Genomic DNA, 16,040 nt, shown 5'->3' on the forward strand with positions numbered 1-16,040 from the left:
AGCCGTGAGCACTGGTAACCGCGACTTCGACCTGTTCAAGATCTCCGAGGACCACGAGGCCCTCCGTGGGGCGGTGCGTGCCGTCGCCGAGGACAAGATCGCCCCGTATGCCGCGGCCGTGGACGAGGAGGCGCGCTACCCGCAGGAGGCGCACGACGCCCTGGTGGCCTCGGACTTCTTCGCCCCGCACATCGCCGAGGAGTACGGCGGTGTGGGCGCCGACGCGCTCGCCACCTGCATCGTGATCGAGGAGGTTGCCCGGGTCGACGCGTCCGCCTCGCTCATCCCGGCGGTCAACAAGCTCGGCACGATGCCGCTGATCATCGCGGCGAACGACGACGTCCTGAAGCGCTACCTCACGCCGGTCGCCGCCGGGAAGTCGACGTTCTCCTACGGCCTGTCCGAGCGCGAGGCGGGCTCTGACACGGCCGCCATGAAGACCCGTGCCAAGCGCGACGGTGACGACTGGATCGTCAACGGGCAGAAGTCCTGGATCACCAACGCCGGCGTCTCCGACTACTACACGGTGCTCGCGGTCACCGACCCCGACGGCAAGCGCGGCAACAACGTCACGGCCTTCGTCCTGGAGAAGTCCGACGAGGGCTTCACCTTCGGTGAGAAGGAGCGCAAGCTCGGCATCAAGGGTTCCCCGACCCGCGAGCTGCACTTCGACAACGTCCGCATCCCCGGCGACCGGATCGTCGGCGCGGAGGGCGAGGGCCTCAAGATCGCGCTCGCGACGCTCGACCACACCCGCGTCACGATCGGTGCCCAGGCCGTCGGGATCGCCCAGGGCGCACTGGACTTCGCCGTCTCCTACGTCAAGGAGCGCAAGCAGTTCGGCAAGAACATCGCCGAGTTCCAGGGCATCCAGTTCATGCTCGCCGACATGGCGATGGCAGTCGAGGCAGCTCGCCAGATGGTCTACGTCGCGGCCGCCAAGTCCGAGCGCGGCGACAAGGACCTGCCCTTCTTCGGTGCGGCCGCCAAGTGCTACGCCTCGGACGTGGCCATGCAGGTCACGACCGATGCCGTCCAGCTGCTCGGTGGCGCGGGCTACGTCCGCGACTTCCCGGTCGAGCGGATGATGCGCGACGCCAAGATCACCCAGATCTACGAGGGCACCAACCAGATCCAGCGCGTCGTGATGGCCCGGCAGATCCTGAAGTAGCCGTCACCGCTTACCCGCCGGACGGTTTGCCGTCGGTGCCTTCGGGGGGCGCCTCGAGCGGAGTGTCGTTGCGCAGCAACGTGAACAGCGCCTTGGCCCGCTTGGTGTCCCACTTGACCGAGCTGCCGGCGCTGGTCTGGTAGTTCAGGCTCGAGAGGGGGACGACGAGGCTCAGGCCCTGGTCGTTGGAGACAGCCCGCATGGCGAGCAGGACGCGGCTGGCGTCACGCATCGAGGTGTCCTCGCCGACGATGAGGCCCTTGGCGGCCGCGTGCGAGAAGCCCCAGTAGCGCGTGGGCACCAGCACCGTCGAGGGGGTGAGCGCCTTCTTCATGATCGCAGCCAGGAACTGCCGCTGGCGCTCGGCTCGACCGATGTCGCCGCGGGGGTCGGAGTAGCGCGCCCGGACGTAGCCGAGCGCGTTCTTGCCGTCGAGGACCTGGCACCCCTTCTTGAGGTTGATGCCGGCCTTCTTGTCGTTCATCTTGAACGGGACGCAGATGTCGACGCCCCCGACGCTGTCGACCACCGAGGCGAACCCGGCGAAGCCGATCTCGACGTAGCCGTCGACGTGCAGGTCGGTGACCCGTTCCACCGTCTGCACCAGCAGGTTCGGGCCGCCGAACGCGAAGGCCGCGTTGATCTTGTTGCTGCCGTGCCCCGGGATCGGCACGTAGCTGTCGCGGGGAAGGGAGATGAGCGCCGGCTTGCCCCCACCCTGGGGGACGTGCACGAGGATGATCGAGTCGGTGCGCCGGCCTGCGGCCTTGCCGGTGGCGTACTCCTTGCGCTGGGCGGCCGAGAGGCCCTCGCGGCTGTCTGACCCGACGAGCAGGTAGTTGAAGCCCTTGCTGTCGGCGGGACGCGTGCCGGCGGGGGTGGTGTCGACCTTGGTCACCGTGTTCCAGGCGTGCAGCGGGGTGAAGACCATGAAGGCCACCCAGGCCGCGACGAGCAGCAGGACCAGGCGTACCACCGGGAAGCGACGCCGGCGGCGTGGTCCGTCGTCCCGGGCGTGGTCCTCCCAGGCCGGGTCGACCGGCGGGGTCGCGGCTGCGTCACCACGACGGGAGTGCTCGGTGCGGCCGGACCCGGTGGACGCGGCTGCGGCGGGGCCTTGGTCGCGGGCCGACCGGTCCCGCCTCCGGCTGCGGACGTCGACGGTGTAGACCTCGTCGGCGGTGCCCCCTTCGGTCCCTTCGGAGCCGGTGCTGTCGCCGCGGGCGTCCCGTTGGGGGATCGCTCGCGCGTCGTCGGGGCCGGTCTGGCGTCCAGTCATGCGCTCCAGTGTCGTGGGCAGTCCTGTGGGCTGGCAAAACGCCGCGATGGGGGAGCGGTGGCCGGGCCGCGAGCGAGCCTCGCACAACCGGGCAAATGCCCTGAACGCCGCGGTTGGCCGTCCGACACTCGGATAATCACACGCGTCACAGGAATCACACTGGTGTACCCCGATACTGGTCCATCATGAGGGCCACCCACGTCGCGCCGACCGGCGCTGAGACTGGTGTGTACCTGTCCCAGCGGAGCAATGCCGCCCTGGTGGACGGGGACGCCCTCACGCCGCGGATGCGGCGCCGACGCGCCTTCACCCTCGTGCTGCTCACCCTGTTGCTGCCCGGCAGCGCCCAGCTCGTGGCCGGCCGGCGCGGCCTCGGACGGTTCGCCCTCCGGGTCTGGTTCAGCCTCGCCGCCCTGGTCGTGCTCATGGGGCTGGTGTTCCTCCTCAGCCAGTCGCTCGCCATCGGGGTGCTCGGGCGCGGCTGGGTGCTCACGGCCCTCCAGTGGCTGCTCGGCGGCTTCGCCGTGCTGTGGGCGGTCCTCTTCGTCGATGCGTGGCGGCTCGGACGCCCGGCCACCCTGCGGCTGGCCACCCGTCGCTGGCTGACCGGCGTGACCGCGGCGCTGCTCGTCGTCACCAGCGGCGGCCTCGTGTATGCCGCGAGCTCCGTGGGTGCCGGACGCGACGCCATGAACGCCCTCTTCCAGGGGAACGAGGCGGTGGGGGCGGTCAACGGGCGCTACAACATCCTGTTGCTGGGGGCCGACTCCGGGCGCGACCGGGTGGGCACCCGCCCGGACAGCATCCAGCTGGTCAGCATCGATGCCGAGTCCGGTAGCGCGGTGACCTTCGGCTTCTCCCGGGACACCGAGAACATCAACTTCCGACCCGGCTCCACGATGGCGCGCCTCATGCCTGAGGGCTGGAACTGTGGCGATGAGTGCCTGCTCAACGGGCTGTACACCTGGGCGGAGAACAACGCCGCGAAGTTCCCGGCAGGGACGCAGAGCCCAGGCGTGCTCGCCACCCGCGAGGCCGTCGAGGCGCTGAGCGGCCTGGACATCCAGTACTACGTGATGGTCGACCTCCAGGGCTTCAAGAAGATGGTCGATGCGGTGGGCGGTCTCGACATCAACGTCAAGTACCGCACCCCGATCGGGGGTGGCACCTCGCGGATCACCGGCTGGATCGAGACCGGGCCCCAGCACCTCGATGGCTACCACGCGCTCTGGTACGCCCGGTCCCGTCAGGGCTCCACGAACTACGAGCGGATGGCCCGGCAGCGCTGCGTGATGACCGCGATGTCCGAGCAGCTCGACCCGCAGACGGTGCTGCTGCGCTTCCAGAAGATCGCCGGCGCCACCACCGGGCTGATCAGGACCGACCTGCCGCAGTCCGAGCTCGGCCGGTTCGCCGACCTGGCGATGAAGACGCGAACCCACAAGATCCGGGGCGTCAACTTCGTGCCGCCGCTGATCAAGCCGTGGGACTACGACGCCGACGTGATCACCTCGACGGTCCAGAGCACCATCAAGGCGTCCGAGAAGGCGGCCGAGGCGACGGCGAAGGGCCCGGCCAAGGGCGCTTCGTCAGGCACGTCCTCGGCCACGACGGCGAAGCCGAAGGCCAAGCCAGGATCCGGGACGGCAGTGCTCGACCCGGCCAAGGCTGCAGGCAACGCGGCGGAGGGCGACCTGTCCTCCGTATGCTCTGCATCCTCATGACCAGCACGCCACCAGAACCGCACCTCGTCCGTTCCCCCAGGGTCGGCGTCGTCATGCCCATCCTCAACGAGCAGCGCCACCTCGAGGAGGCGGTGGCCGCGGTGCTCGAGCAGGACTACCCGGGCGACGTCGAGCTGGTGCTGGCCCTCGGCCCGAGCCGCGACGACACCGACGCCATCGCCGAGCGGATCTGCGCTGGCGACCCGCGGGTCAGCTCCGTGCCCAACCCCTCCGGTCGCACCCCCGAGGGCCTCAACGCGGCCCTGGCCCGGCTGTCCACGGACACCGAGGTCGTCGTCCGGGTGGACGGGCATGGCCTCCTCGATCCCGACTACATCAGCACCGCCTGTGCCCTGCTCGAGGAGACCGGGGCGGCCAACGTCGGCGGTCTGATGGACGCTCGCGGGGTGACCAGCTTCGAACGGGCCGTCGCCGCGGCGATGACCTCGCGGCTCGGGGTCGGCGCAGCGGCCTTCCACACCGGGGGAGAGGCCGGCCCGGCCGACACGGTCTACCTCGGGGTCTTCAGCAAGCCCTGGCTCGACCGGATGGGCGGGTACGACCCCCGGTTCGTGCGCGCCCAGGACTGGGAGCTCAACCACCGGATCCGGGAGGCCGGCGGCCTGGTCTGGTTCTCCCCGGGACTGAGGGTGACCTATCGCCCCCGTCCGACCCTGCGCGCGCTGGCCCGCCAGTACCGTGACTACGGCCGCTGGCGCCGCGCGGTGTCCCGCACCCACGCGGGCACCCTCAACCTGCGCTACCTCGCCCCGCCCGCGGCCCTCGTGGGCGTCGTCGTGGGTCTCGCGGGGGGCTTCGTCTGGTGGCCCCTGTGGCTGGGCCCCGCGGCATACCTCGCGATCACGACGGTGGGCGGCCTCACGGTGACCGACGAGGACCTTCGCCCCGCCGACCGGCTCTGGATGCCGCTCGTGCTGCCCACCATGCACCTGTGCTGGGGCTGGGGCTTCATCACCAGTCGCGTCCGCGTCGACGGCGAGACCGACTCGCGGCCGGCCGCCGAAGCCGGGTCTCAGCCCGCGGGCTGAGCCTGGCGGTCCAGCAGGTCCGGAGCCGCGTCGTCCGGGCTCTCGTCTCGAGAAGGGTCTCGCCGCCGCCGCCACCAGAGCACGAGGGCCAGCAGCGACCATCCGATCGACGCCACGACGCTCACGGTCCAGGCGGCGAGCTCGACCGGCCACCCCGGTGGGTCGAAGCGGAGCGTCACGATCTTGCCCTCTGTCGAGGCAGGCAGGCGCAGGGTGGTGAGGTAGCCGTCGACGAGGTGGTCCGACAGGCTGCCGCCGCCTTCGACCCGGTAGCCCGGCCAGGCGAGGCGGCTGAAGGCGACCGTGCCGCCCTGGTCGGACACCGCGGTGACCCGCAGGCGCACGGTCCTGGTGTCTTCGGAGAGGGTCTCCACGCGGGTGCCCGGGGACGACCAGACGACCCCGCCGGCAGCCGGCAGGGGGCGCTCGCGGACCCACATGACAGACAGGGGCGTCTCGCGGCCCACCCGCCATCCCGGGGGAGGGTTGTCGAGCGTCTTGGCCGAGACGCCTTCCTTGCGGATCAGCACCGTGCTGACGCTCAACAGGTCGAGCCGGCTCATCCCGGTCTGCGGCTCGGTGCTGCGCAACATGGCCAGCGCGGGGCGGCAGACCCCGCCGATGAGGGTCATGCAGTACCGGTCGTTGTAGGTCGCGAAGCCGATGGTGGTGTAGGTGTTCTGGATCGGACGACCGTCGACGTACCACGCACTCGCTGTCAGGAAGTCCGAGGTGACCGAGGCGTCGGCCTGGATCGCGTCGTTGGGCGCGCCGACCATGAAGACGTCACCGACCGACCCGGCGAGGGGCCTGCGGTAGTCGCTGACCAGGGCGGGCATGTTGCGCTCCTTGGACTGCGGCGTCGGGAAGTACGAGTGCTGCAGGACGAGGAACCCGAAGGAGCACAGAGCCATCACGGCCGCGACGACGGCCGGCAGCTGTCGCCGGAGCCGGGCCGAGGCGTCGGATGCCGTGCCTCGTCGCCACAGCCACCAGACCAGCAGGATGGCGACGGACACCAGGGCGAAGGAGGTGAGCTGCGCGCGTGTCGTGTAGAGGGCGTGGCTGCCCGCGAGGAACGCGGCGGCGCCCACCCAGAGGAGGCTCAGCCCGAGCTGACCTCGGGTGGGGCGGGTCGTCGCTCCTGACGCGAGGATGCCTGCGACCACGAGGGCACAGAGCGTGACGACAGGTAGCAGCCGCACCGGGTACCTCAGCGGACCCACCTGGGTCGGCCCCAGCGACCACAGCGCGACCGAGACCAGGACGAACAGCAGGCCGGCGGCGGGTCGTAGGGCACTGCTCACGCGGGAAGGGCGGACCCACGCCAGCATCGGGAGGAACCACGCGAGGTAACCGAGGGGTGTCATGTCCCGCCGGCCGAGGCCGGGTGGCACGACACCGGTCGGGACGACCGAGACGGCGTAGTCCTGCAGCGACACCGGGAGGTTGTTCGTGTCGAGGACCTCCCAGCTGCCACGGGTGGTCACCGGGGCGGTGAGCAGCCCGGGCAGGTACACGGTGACGGCGAGCAGCCCGGCGCAGACACCCACCCCGAGGACGCGGAGGAAGGCCGGCCGCTCGCGGAGGATGGCGGCGTCCAGCAGGCAGCCGATGAGGACCAGGGCCAGGTAGATCGTCCCGTAGACGTATCCGACCGTCACCAGGAGGTAGCAGAACACGAGGGCCGGGAAGGGGTTCCGGCCTTGGAGCGTCCGGCGGATGGCCCACCAGGCCCACGGCAGCAGTGCCCACACGAGGAGCCCCGTGGCCCAGGTCGTCAGGTCGAGGTACTGGGTCACCCCACCCAGGGGGAGAGCGATGCTCACGACGAAGGCGATCTCCCGTCGCACCCCGTAGCCGCGACACAGGAGGAAGCCGCCGAGGGAACCCAGGACCGCCACGACGACCTTCAGCACCGTGCAGAAGACCATCGCGTTGGTGGCGAACGTCGAAGCGACCGAGATCAGCAGGACCAGCGGGTTCCACTGCCCCCACTGACCCTCGGCCACGTAGTTCCCGGCCCGCCAGCGCTGCAGGTCGATGAGCGGCCAGTGACCGTCACGCAGCTCGGAACCCAGGTGGTACCACTGGCCGAACGAGCCGATCTGGGTGTCGCCGTAGAAGTAGAAGCGGTGGGTGAACCACAGTGGGACGAGCAGCAGGACAGCCACCGTCACCATGGCAGCCACCGCCCAGATGAGGGTGGCTCGCCGGTCTGACGAGGTGGAGGTGGTGGACGCGGGTCGCGCGGGTCGCGCGGTGGTCGGTGTCGGCGGCGCGACGGTCATCGTGCTGACGTGGCCGGCTCTGCAGACCGGCGGCGGCGCCTGTCCCACAGCGCCAGGCCGGTCAGGACGAGCGAGAGGAGGACGCTCAGGGCCCAGGCACCGACGGCGACGCCCCAGGCGGGCGGCGAGTACGAGACCTCGACGGTCCGGCCGGCTGAGCCTGCGGGCACGTCCAGGGTGAGCAGGTAGCGGTCGACGGGGTCGGCGAAGGTGCCCGCGCTCGTCGAGTAGCCCGGCCACGCCAGCCGGCTGAAGACGACCTTGCCACCGGAGGACGGCGCCGCGAGGACCTTGAACCGGACGCTGCGGTCGTCCCGCGAGATGAGTTCGACACGGGTGCCGTCGGAGGTCCAGGCCACATCACCCGCGGTCGGCAGCGGCTTGTCGCGCACCCACATCAGTGCGGCGGCGTTGTCCTTCTCCACGTGCCAGCCCGCAGGCGGGTTGGCGATGGCGGCCTTGTCCTTCTTGAAGTCGGCCTTGCGGATGAGCAGGGTGGACACGCGGAGCAGGTCGACGCGCGGCATACCCGTCGTCGGTTCGACGGTGAAGAGGGTGTCGAGGAGCTTGGCGCACGTGCCGCCGTTGAAGATCATGCAGTAGCGGTCGTTGTACGCGCTGAAGCCGATCACGGTGTAGGTGTTCTGGATCGGGTAGCCCGAGACGTACCACGACGACCCCACGAGGAAGTCCTTGGCCGCGCCGGGGTGGGTGAGCGCGTACTCCTGCGGGTCGCCGACCAGCATCGCGCCACCCTGGGCTCCGGCGAGCTGCTGCTTGTACGCCGAGACCGCGGAGGGCATGTTCCGGTTCGTGGAGTTGGGCAGTGGGTCGAAGTGGTGGGTGACACCGAGCAGGAGGATGGACCACACGGCCATGAAGGCCACGGTGGGCACGCTGGGGAACCTCGCGGCAGGGTCGCGGCGGGTCAGCAGCCAGACGACGAGGATGCCGATGAGCACAAGCACCAGCGACGAGGCCACCTCGGGGGTCTCGGACTTCGCTCGTGAGATGGACAGGTAGGCGGCCACCACCACCCAGCCGAGGCTGGCCGCGAGACGGGCGCGGGTGGGGCGGGCACTGGCCCGCGACACCAGCACGACGGTCAGGAGGACCGCGCCGAGCACGATGTAGGGGAGGGTGCGGGCCGGGTAGCGCAGCGGGCCGACGACGCTGGGGCCGATGGCGTAGAGGATGCTCAGGCCCAGCATCACGAAGACCCCGGTGAGACTCTTCACGAAGGTGCGCATCCGGGCGACGTCGATCCACATCAGCAACGGCAGGAACCAGGCCGTGTAGTGGATCGGGAAGAAGGACTTCTGGGTCAGCCGTGCCGGGACGATGCCCGTGGGGAGCACGCTGACCACGAGGTCGCGCAGGTCCACGGGCAGCTTGGCGTCGTAGTAGAGCCCGGTGTCAGCACGTGTCGTGACGGAGGCGCTGAGGATGCCCGGCAGGTAGACGGTGACCGTCAGCAGCCCGGCACAGACCCCGATGAGGAAGACGCGCAGGACGGCCGCCCGGTCGCGCTGGACCCAGGCGTCGACGAGGCAGGCCACGATGACCAGGGCGAGGTACATCGTCCCGTAGACGTAACCCACGGTGACGATGAGGTAGCTGATCGCCAGCGCCGGCAACGGGTTGCGGCGGTGCAGCATCGTGCGGCGGATCGCCCACCACGCCCACGGCAGCAGCGACCAGACGAGCAGCCCGGTCACCCAGGTGGGGCTGTCGAGGTACTGCGTCTCCCCTCCGAGGGGGAGGGCGATGCCCACCAGGTATGCCGCGCGGCGCGGGGTGCCGTAGCTGCGCGCCAACACGTACCCGCCGGTCGCGACGGTGACGAACATCAGGGCCTTGACGATGACGCAGAAGTACATGGCGTTGCCGGCGAACGAGGCTCCGAGCCCGACCAGCATGATCAGCGGGTTCCAGGTGCCCCACTGACCCTCGGCCGTGTAGTTCCCAGCTCGCCAGTTGTCTGGGCTCAGAACCGGCCAGTGGCCCGCGCGCAGCTCGGTGCCGAGGTGGTACCACTGCGGGAAGGCGCCGATCTGGGTGTCGCCGTAGAAGTAGTACCGATGCGTCCAGAACAAGGGGATGGCGAACAGCACCAGAACGGTCGCGACCGTGGCCAGGGGCCAGAAGAGGTCGGACCGGCGGGCCAGGCGGCTCCTGAGTTGCTCCGTCACGTCGACCCACAGTAGTCGGCGCAGGATCGCCCCCTGACACGTCCGGCCCGCGTGGCGCGGCGTGGCGCGGATTGGGGTGGGAGCCTGACCTGACGGTATCCTCGGTCGCTGGGCCGCCAGCGGGCGAGAACACACCGCCGGCCCGTCATCGGAGGAGAACAGCGTGAGCCATGAGGTCGAGCCTGACGCTGACGCGCCCGCGACCGATGCGACGCACAACCCGTCGGTCCCTCCCGGCGTCGGCGGTCCTCCGGGCTGGCTGCTGCGGGTCATCCACGACCAGCGCGCGGCGTTCCTTGTGGTAGGCGCCGCCAACACCCTGATCGGCCTGTTCTGGTTCGTGACGTTCCAGTACCTCGTCGGTCGCCACGTCGGCTACATGGTGACCCTGGCGTGCGCGCACGTCGCGAGCGTCCTGTGCGCGTTCTGGCTCTACCGGCTCGTGGTGTTCCGGGTCCGCGGGCACGTCCTGCGCGACCTGCTGCGGTTCGAGTCGGTGTACCTCTCCGCCCTCGGGGTGAACGCCGTGCTGCTGCCCCTGCTCGTCGAGATCGGCCACCTGCCGGTGCTCGTGAGCCAGTTCCTCATCGTCGGCGTGACGTCGCTGATGAGCTGGTTCGGCCACAAGCACTTCTCGTTCCGCCGTCCGGCCGCGGACGGACCGTCGTCCGACCCCAGCGATTCCCCCCACGATCCGAGGTAGCTGCCCGTGAGTCCCCGTGTTTCCATCGTCGTGCCGTCCTACAACAACGGCTCGTTCATCGAGGCCACCATGGAGTCGATCCTGGCCCAGACCTACACGGACTTCGAGCTCGTCGTTGCGGACCACTCCTCGACGGATGACTCGTGGGAGCGGCTCCAGCGGTTCACCTCCGACCCGCGGGTGCGGCTGCTGCAGACGCCGGCGGGCGGCGGCGCCCCTGCCAACTGGGAGCGCGTGACCAAGGAAGCCACCGGCGAGCTGGTCAAGCTGGTCTGCGGTGACGACCTCGTCTACCCGACCTGCCTCGAGCGCCAGGTCGAGGCGATGGACTCTGCTGAGGGCATCGTCATGGTGGCGTCGAAGCGCGACCTCATCGACGCGCATGCCAACGTCATCGTCCGCTCGCGCGGACTGGCCGGACTCCGCGGCCGGGTGAGCGGCCGGGCCGCGGCCCGCCGGACCGTGGTGGCGGGAGCCAACATCTTCGGCGAGCCGGCCTGCGTGCTGATGCGTCGGTCGGCCCTGGAAGCCGCTGGGGGCTGGGACGACAGCCACCCGTACGTCATCGACGAGGCCAGCTACGTCAACGTCCTCATGCAGGGCGACTTCTACGGCATCGCCGAGGCGCTCGCGGGCTTCCGGCTCAGCGCCGGCCAGTGGAGCGTGCACCTGGCCGAGGAGCAGTCCAAGCAGGTCCTCGGCTTCCACCACCACCTCGCTGCCGCGCAACCCGGTCTGCTCAGCCGCGCCGACCTCGTCCGTGGCGACATGCTGGCCCGGGGGATGGCCTACACCCGGCGGCTCGCCTACCTCTGGGTCGGGCGGAAGATGCACGCGAAGCCGGAGTAGGCACCGTGCGCGCCACCCTTTCCCTTCGGCCCCATGAGGTATCGTGCAAATCGTGACGGACTCCCTGCCCGACGAGAGCCGACTGCACCGGGTGTCCGTCGTAATCCCTGTCTACGGAGGCGAATTCACGCTCGGATCCGTCGTCGAGGAGATTGCCCGGTTCGCCGAGCCGAGTGTCACGCCGGACGGCCACCGCTACCAGGTGATCGAGACGTTGCTGGTCTACGACAACGGCCGCGACCGCTCCGACGAAACGATCCGCGAGCTCGCTGACAAGTACCCGTTCGTCCGGCCGGTGTGGCTCAGCCGCAACTTCGGCCAGCACCCGGCGACGCTGGCGGGCATGGCCTCCTCGAGCGGCGACTGGATCGTCACCCTCGACGAGGACGGCCAGCACGACCCCGCCGACATGGCGGCCTTCCTCGACACCGCCCTGCGCGAGAACGTCCAGCTGGTCTATGCCGAGGCCACGAACCCGCCCCCGCACAGTGCGTTCCGCAACCTGACGTCCAAGGGGGCCAAGTGGCTGTTCGCGACGGTGCTCGCGGGCGGCGCGACCGCGTCCTTCCAGAGCTACCGGCTCGTCCTCGGTGAGGTCGGCCGCAGCGTGGCCGCCTACGCGGGGTCCGGGGTCTACCTCGACGTCGCGATGCAGTGGGTTTCCGGGGAGCCCGCGGTGTGCCCGGTCGAGCTGCGCGAGGAGGGGGATCGTCGCTCCGGCTACTCGCTGCGGCGGCTGCTCTCCCACTTCTGGCGCCTCGTCCTCTCCAGTGGCACGCGCGGTCTTCGTCTGGTGAGCGTGCTCGGCGTCGTCTTCGCCCTCGCGGGGCTGGGCTACGCGGCATACCTCGTCGTCGCCAGCACGACCGGGGACGTTCCGCAGGGCTGGACCTCCACGATGGTGGTGGTGCTCTTCAGCACCGGCGCAGTGCTCTTCTCGCTGGGGATCATCGCCGAGTACATCGGCGTGGCCGTCAACATGGCCATGGGCAAGCCGCCGTACCTCATCGTGGGTGACCCGGCGGACGGTCCGCTCGGAAGCCGGCGCCCGCGCCCCCGCCCGTGACACCGGCGTCCCCCCTCACCTGGGTGGTGGGCAGCGGTGGCCTGCTCGGCTCGCACCTCGTCCGTTCCGAAGCTGCCCGTGGCCGCCCGATCTGGGCGCCCGGCCCGATCCCCTGGTCGGCCCAGGACGCCCCGCAGATCCTGCACGACCACGCCCGCGCGTTCGTCCGCGCGGCTGGGGCAGGTCCCTGGCAGGTCCTGTGGTCGGCCGGCGCCGGCGTCACCGGTGCCTCGAAGGAGTCCCTGGACGACGAGCTGAGAGTCTTCGAGGCCGCGTTGGACGGGCTCTCCGAGCCGTCGGCCCCGATGCAGGGGGCGGTCTTCTTCGCGTCATCCGCCGGTGGCCTCTACGGCGGCAGCAAGAACCCGCCGTTCGACGAGACGACGCCGGTGAGCCCGTTGGCGCCCTACGGGCGCGCGAAGCTGGCCGCCGAGACGCGCCTCCGGGAGTGGGGCGCAGCCACCGGGGTCTCGGTACTCTGCGGGCGGATCGCCAACCTGTACGGGCCGGGCCAGAACCTCGCCAAGCCCCAGGGGCTGATCTCACAGATGCTCAAGGCCCAGCTCACCGCCCAGCCGCTGTCGATCTACGTCTCGCTGGACACCCTGCGCGACTACATCTACACCCCTGATGCGGCGGAGCTGGTCGCGGACGCCATGGATCGGCTCCGCACGGAACAGGCCGCGGCCGGTGCGCCGTTGGACGTGACCAAGGTGCTGGCCTCGCTGCGCCCGGTGACCATCGGCGAGATCATCGGAGAGGTGCGGCTGATCTCCAAGCGGCGTCCCCGCATCGGCCTCGCCGCCTCGCCGGTGGCGGCGTTCCAGGCTCGCAACCTCAGCCTCCGCTCGGTCGTGTGGACCGAGCTCGACCACCGCCCGCGCACGCCACTGGCGGTGGGGATCCAGCGCACGGCGGCGGACCTGCAGCTGCGTTGGCAGCGCACTGGTGGCCTGACGGCCTGAGGCTTTGTGGGTACTCTGTGTCGCAATCCGACCGGCCTGCCAAGGCCAGCCCCCGACGTCGAGGAGCAGACCCATGAGCACCGAGGCCCCCGATTACGCCGAGCGGCTTCGCCACAAGCAGATGGTCTGGTGGAAGCGGATCCTGCCTGTCCAGGCGCCCTATCACTGGAACCTGCGGCGCCAGCAGCTCGGACGGACCCTCGACGTGGGCTGCGGCATCGGCCGCAACCTCGACGTCCTGGAGTCCGGTTCGGTGGGTGTCGACCACAACGCCTCTGCCGTCGCGTTGGCCCGCTCGCGTGGCCAGATCGCCATGACCGCGGAGGAGTTCCACAAGAGCGACCAGGCCAAGCCGGAGTCGTTCGACGGCATGCTGATCGCGCACGTGATCGAGCACATGGACCCGGCCGGCGGCATCGCCCTGCTCAAGGAGTACCTGCCCTACCTGCGTCCGGGCGGCAAGGTCTTCATGGTCTGCCCGCAGGAGCGTGGCTACGACAGCGACCCGACCCACGTGCGCTTCACCACGGGGGAGGACCTCGTCCAGCTGTCCAAGGACGTCGGCCTCGAGCCCGGCGAGCCGTTCAGCTTCCCGTTCCCGCGATGGGCGGGCAAGCCCTTCATCTACAACGAGTTCTGCCTGCTGGCGACCAAGCCCGCTGCCTGACGATGGCCGAGCCCGCTGCCTGAACGAGGACCGGGGTCGTCAGGACCGACGGATGATGACGACCAGGCCGGTCGCCTTCACGTAGCGCACCATCGCCGTGGCGAAGGACTGCGTGTCGTCGGTCGCGGTCGAGGTCACGGCCGAAGTGGGGAAGCCGAGCGAGGACGCGGGTCCGCCGCGCCCCAGCCAGTAGGTCTGGATGGGGCCGGACGTCGGGTGGGCACCCGTCGCGGCGCTGTACCAGAGGGTGCCGTGCTGCAGGGGCAGCTTCAGGCCGGACCCCGCCGGCGCCGCTTCGGCCGTCGGGTAGCCGTAGGCCGAGGCGGGGCCACCGATCGCGGAGTAGCCGGCCACCATCGGGCTGGGCACGGTGTGGATGCCCGAGGGGCCCGAGTAGGTGACCATCCCGCCCTGGAAGTCCTGGGCGTACCCGGTCGACGTCGGGCGGACCATCGTCGCCGTGGGATAGCCGAGCGGGCCTGATACGTCCCCGCGCTGCGTCCAGTAGTCGCGAACCAGTCCGTTCGTGTGGTGCGTGCCGACCGCAGAGGTCCACGTCATCGTGATGCCCTTGGTCGTGTCGCTGCGCTGGCCGTTCGGCACGGCGTAGCTGTTGCCGGTCGGGGCGCCCCACAGGGTCGGGCCCTGGTTGTCCTCGTAGTACGCGCCGAAGGGGGCGCCGAGCTCGATCATCCCGGCCGAGGTGTTCCACAGGCTGCCGCCGGTGAAGAGGGTGCGCAGCCCGAGGGGCGAGCCGGCCTCGCCGCGCGCGACCAGGCCGAGCCGACCCGTGGGGCCGCCCAACGCGGCATACCTCTTGTAGACGACGCTGCCGGTGTAGGCCTCCTTGCTGCTCACCGACGTGCGCAGCGTGGCCAACCGGTTCCACAGCTGGGTGCCGGGGCAGCTCGTGTTGACGGTGTCGCGGTGGCCGGTGATGACCGGCAGGGTCACGACGGTGCCCTTCGGGTAGCGGGAGCCGCTGTCACCGCTGACCAGCTGTGTCGTGCCGCGGGCGTCGACGTAGAAGGTGCCGAGCCGCCACGCCATGATCGACGTCACCGCGTTCGTGGCAGCAGCGCTCGGGATGGTGGTCGTGTAGGTGCCGAGGACCGAGACGCCGAAGGTGTTGATGTTGAAGCCGAGGGTGTGCGCTCCGATGACGGGGCGGTCGAGGCCGCCGAACCGGCCTTCGAAGATCTGGCCGTACTTGTCGACGAGCGCGTTGTAGCCGATGTCGCACCAGCCGAGGCTCTTGGCGTGGTAGGCGTAGATGCCGCGCACGAGACTGGCGGACTGGCTCGCGGTGTAGCTGTTGGTGCCCGCCGTGTGGTGCAGGACCGCCCCCTTGGTGGTGGCGGCGAACGAGGGGTCGCACGAGCGGATCCGCTCGTCGGCGCCCCAGGCGGCGCGGCTGATCACGGTGGGCTTGGCTGCTGCCGCGGTCGCGGAGGCTGCCGGGCGCCGTGCGGGGGCGTCGGCCGGGCTGGTGCCCGGGTCCACGAGATCGATCCGGCCACGGGCAACCGCGGCCCGGTCCGAGGCGGCATACCGCACCTGCACCGAGGTGACGCCGTCGCCGAGCCAGGCCGGGTCGGTGCCCATCCGCTGCGCCTTGGTGGCGGCGGGGTCGCTGTCTCCGGAGACCTCGACGTCCACCCACGGCGTCCAGCCCTTGGCCGTGCGTCCACGAAGCGAGACCTCGGTCCCGACGGCGGGGGCGGCGCCGGCCGGCCACGACACGGCGGCGAGCTGGGCCTTCGAGGGCGTCGTGGCGACCAGGGTGCGGCGCACGGAGCCCGTGACCGACGGCTTGCCCGGCGACGACAGCGAGTCCGGGCGCGACGCCTCGGTGCTGGCCAACGACTGGAGCGCGACACCGTGGACCGAGGGTGGAACCGGCTTCGGGCTGGCGGCCGCCGTGGGCATCGTCGCGACGGGCAGCCCCGTCACCAGGGTGGTGGTGGCGAGGGAGGCGCAGGCCAGCTCGACGAGAAGACGCCGTCCTGAAGCCGCCCGCGGGACGCGTGTGGCAGGAGTGGTCATTGCGGCATCCTGACCCAGAGTCGGGGGAGAAGACCGCT

Annotated in this window: 12 protein-coding genes; 8 read left to right on the plus strand and 4 right to left on the minus strand. The window is 70.5% G+C overall.

Annotation, left to right across the window (positions count from 1 at the left end; translation table 11 throughout):
- Positions 1–4: 4 nt before the first annotated feature.
- On the plus strand, positions 5–1,171 hold the full coding sequence (locus EAH86_RS01375) for an acyl-CoA dehydrogenase family protein (protein WP_140736834.1): 1,167 nt from the start codon (positions 5–7) through the stop codon (positions 1,169–1,171).
- Between the two features lie 10 nt (positions 1,172–1,181).
- On the opposite strand, the gene EAH86_RS01380 is transcribed toward EAH86_RS01375, so the two are convergent.
- Positions 1,182–2,450, minus strand: a complete 1,269-nt coding sequence (locus tag EAH86_RS01380; RefSeq protein ID WP_241668120.1) for an LCP family protein — start codon at positions 2,448–2,450, stop codon at positions 1,182–1,184.
- 185 nt (positions 2,451–2,635) lie between these two features.
- On the opposite strand from EAH86_RS01380, the gene EAH86_RS01385 reads away from it, so the two are divergent.
- Both EAH86_RS01385 and EAH86_RS01390 read left to right on the plus strand, forming a co-directional pair.
- Positions 2,636–4,174 (plus strand): LCP family protein, encoded by a 1,539-nt coding sequence (locus tag EAH86_RS01385; protein ID WP_140736835.1) that lies wholly within the window; start codon positions 2,636–2,638, stop codon positions 4,172–4,174.
- Positions 4,171–5,223 (plus strand): glycosyltransferase family 2 protein, encoded by a 1,053-nt coding sequence (locus EAH86_RS01390; protein ID WP_140736836.1) that lies wholly within the window; start codon positions 4,171–4,173, stop codon positions 5,221–5,223. The genes EAH86_RS01385 and EAH86_RS01390 overlap by 4 nt, the downstream gene beginning before the upstream one ends.
- On the opposite strand, the gene EAH86_RS01395 is transcribed toward EAH86_RS01390, so the two are convergent.
- Positions 5,208–7,514, minus strand: a complete 2,307-nt coding sequence (locus EAH86_RS01395) for an NfeD family protein (protein ID WP_140736837.1) — start codon at positions 7,512–7,514, stop codon at positions 5,208–5,210. The two genes, EAH86_RS01390 and EAH86_RS01395, sit on opposite strands and share 16 nt — an antisense overlap.
- Entirely contained in the window at positions 7,511–9,706 is a 2,196-nt protein-coding gene (locus EAH86_RS01400) for a hypothetical protein (RefSeq protein ID WP_140736838.1), read from the minus strand. The genes EAH86_RS01395 and EAH86_RS01400 overlap by 4 nt, the downstream gene beginning before the upstream one ends.
- A 163-nt stretch (positions 9,707–9,869) precedes the next feature.
- Here EAH86_RS01400 and EAH86_RS01405 point away from each other — a divergent pair, with 163 nt between their 5' ends.
- The 5 genes from EAH86_RS01405 to EAH86_RS01425 all read left to right on the plus strand — a co-directional run bounded on the left by EAH86_RS01405 (position 9,870) and on the right by EAH86_RS01425 (position 13,956).
- Positions 9,870–10,409, plus strand: a complete 540-nt coding sequence (locus EAH86_RS01405; protein ID WP_140736839.1) for a GtrA family protein — start codon at positions 9,870–9,872, stop codon at positions 10,407–10,409.
- 6 nt (positions 10,410–10,415) lie between these two features.
- A complete protein-coding gene (locus EAH86_RS01410; RefSeq protein ID WP_140736840.1) occupies positions 10,416–11,258 on the plus strand; it encodes a glycosyltransferase family 2 protein in 843 nt (280 codons plus the stop codon).
- A gap of 52 nt (positions 11,259–11,310) precedes the next feature.
- A complete protein-coding gene (locus tag EAH86_RS01415; protein ID WP_241668121.1) occupies positions 11,311–12,324 on the plus strand; it encodes a glycosyltransferase in 1,014 nt (337 codons plus the stop codon).
- A complete protein-coding gene (locus EAH86_RS01420; protein WP_140736841.1) occupies positions 12,321–13,289 on the plus strand; it encodes an NAD-dependent epimerase/dehydratase family protein in 969 nt (322 codons plus the stop codon). Before EAH86_RS01415 ends, EAH86_RS01420 begins: the two co-directional genes overlap by 4 nt.
- Positions 13,290–13,362: 73 nt before the next feature.
- Positions 13,363–13,956 carry a class I SAM-dependent methyltransferase gene (locus tag EAH86_RS01425; protein WP_140736842.1) on the plus strand — a complete coding sequence of 198 codons (594 nt, stop codon included), beginning with the start codon at positions 13,363–13,365 and terminating at the stop codon, positions 13,954–13,956.
- Between the two features lie 39 nt (positions 13,957–13,995).
- Here the strand turns inward: EAH86_RS01425 and EAH86_RS01430 are convergent, their stop codons facing one another.
- Positions 13,996–16,002 (minus strand): N-acetylmuramoyl-L-alanine amidase, encoded by a 2,007-nt coding sequence (locus EAH86_RS01430; RefSeq protein ID WP_140736843.1) that lies wholly within the window; start codon positions 16,000–16,002, stop codon positions 13,996–13,998.
- Between the last annotated feature and the right edge of the window lie 38 nt (positions 16,003–16,040).

The organism is Pedococcus bigeumensis, assembly GCF_006438965.1.
GTDB lineage: Bacteria > Actinomycetota > Actinomycetes > Actinomycetales > Dermatophilaceae > Pedococcus > Pedococcus bigeumensis_A.